Annotated in this window: 1 protein-coding gene; it reads left to right on the forward strand. The window is 58.5% G+C overall.

The annotated features are described in order from the left end of the window. The first annotated feature begins 335 nt into the window (after positions 1 to 335). Positions 336 to 1,055, forward strand: a complete 720-nt coding sequence (locus tag RCH12_RS18455) for a hypothetical protein (RefSeq protein ID WP_327017880.1) — start codon at positions 336 to 338, stop codon at positions 1,053 to 1,055. Positions 1,056 to 1,532 lie beyond the last annotated feature (477 nt).

Consider the following 1,532-nt stretch of genomic DNA (forward strand, 5'->3'; position numbering starts at 1 on the left):
GGGAGTGATTCCCATTCCCGAGCTCATTGCTGCATAATCAACTCAGCTGACCCGCACGGTGACGACGAATTACACCACCCGGCGGGACGTGACCCAATGCGAGGGCCCGTGTCTTCCATGCGGAGAAGCAATTTATCTTGGCGGACAGGCGTAATCACCGAAGTCATCGCGCTGTCGAGTCTCCGCGGGCCGGGCCGAATGGGCGTCCACGAGACGAACCACTTCCGCGTTACGTCAGCGCTCAGGGCCAGAGGGCCGTAACACGCGTACTGGGATGTGATTGTGCCCACTGAATTGCAGAAACCAGGGAGGAATCCCGGCACTACATTATGAGGATGGCACGGCGCACATCTCCCTTGAACCTTGACTTTGGACTTCAGTTACTCCTTTGGGGCGCCTTCATCGTGGTGGGCGTGGCGCTTGCCTATATACAAATCGTTGTGATCAAGACCGCCTTTAACACTCAAGCGGTAGACAGCTTTTCAGTCCTCGCCATCGCCTTCTCCGCAATAGGCGTCCGCATGATGTTCCTCTTCTTGAAATGGTTCAAGAACCCATGGATTCACGTGCTTAGCCTCGCGACGGGTTCTCTGATTTTCATTGCTGCATTTGTGTCATTATTCGCTTCCGCTGACGTCACCAAAAAGGCAGTGATCCCCTTGCTGGCGGCGCTCGGCACGTGCGCACTCTTGGCCGGCATTGTCATCAATGTTTTAGACACAAGAGGCCTGCAACCGTCCGTGTGGATCTGGCAGGAGCGGACTTGGTGGGATCGAAAAGTGGATTCCGAAGCTGACGCCCGTCGGATCTTGGAGTCGACACTCGCGAAATCAATCGAGACGCTCGAAACCGGTGCGGCCTTCAAACGGCGAAAGGGCGCCCGGCTTGTAGCTGCCGCCGACGAAGCCGCGGCCAGGCAGATCAAGATGCTGTTGCATCCAGTCCAGCGACCGTATAAGAGCTCAACACGAACTGTGAAGTGGCTAGCAACCATAGTCCTGCTCGCTTACGGGGTATCCGTTGGACGGCAGCTCCGCGCGCCACGTGAGCCCTGAACGAGTCGAGGGGGCCACTGGGTTGGCTTCCGACTCTGAGGCCGTGTCCTAGGCAAGCTTGCAGGCCAATCTCAGAGAGTTGATCGGCCTGTTTCCGTCCACTAGTCGGTGGAACGTCAGTACTGCCCTCCGGACGATGATCCTAGATCGACCTCCCGCGCATATGCCACGACTGCCACAGGCAGTCCCACACTCCCGGCGCACGCAGTGATGGTGGTGCCGCCTTCTCGCATCTTCCTCATGGAGACAAGGTCAGCTTCGCGTAAGCGCGTTCCGCTGCGGTCGGCCCGAGGCTGGGCATGTCGTGTCGGAAGGCTGGGACGATCTGCTCTAGCGGTGCGGTTGGCGCGCGCTTGTGAATTGCTACGTCACTCTGACAAACTGAATATTGGCTTCTGAGGGAGCCAGGTGTGGTGCGGGTGGAGGCCACTGCGCCGGACCATGAATCGTGTCGTTCAGAGCCGGGGTTGGCGTGAT

It is taken from the genome of Cryobacterium sp. MP_3.1 (genome assembly GCF_035984795.1).
GTDB classification, from domain to species: domain Bacteria; phylum Actinomycetota; class Actinomycetes; order Actinomycetales; family Microbacteriaceae; genus Cryobacterium; species Cryobacterium zongtaii.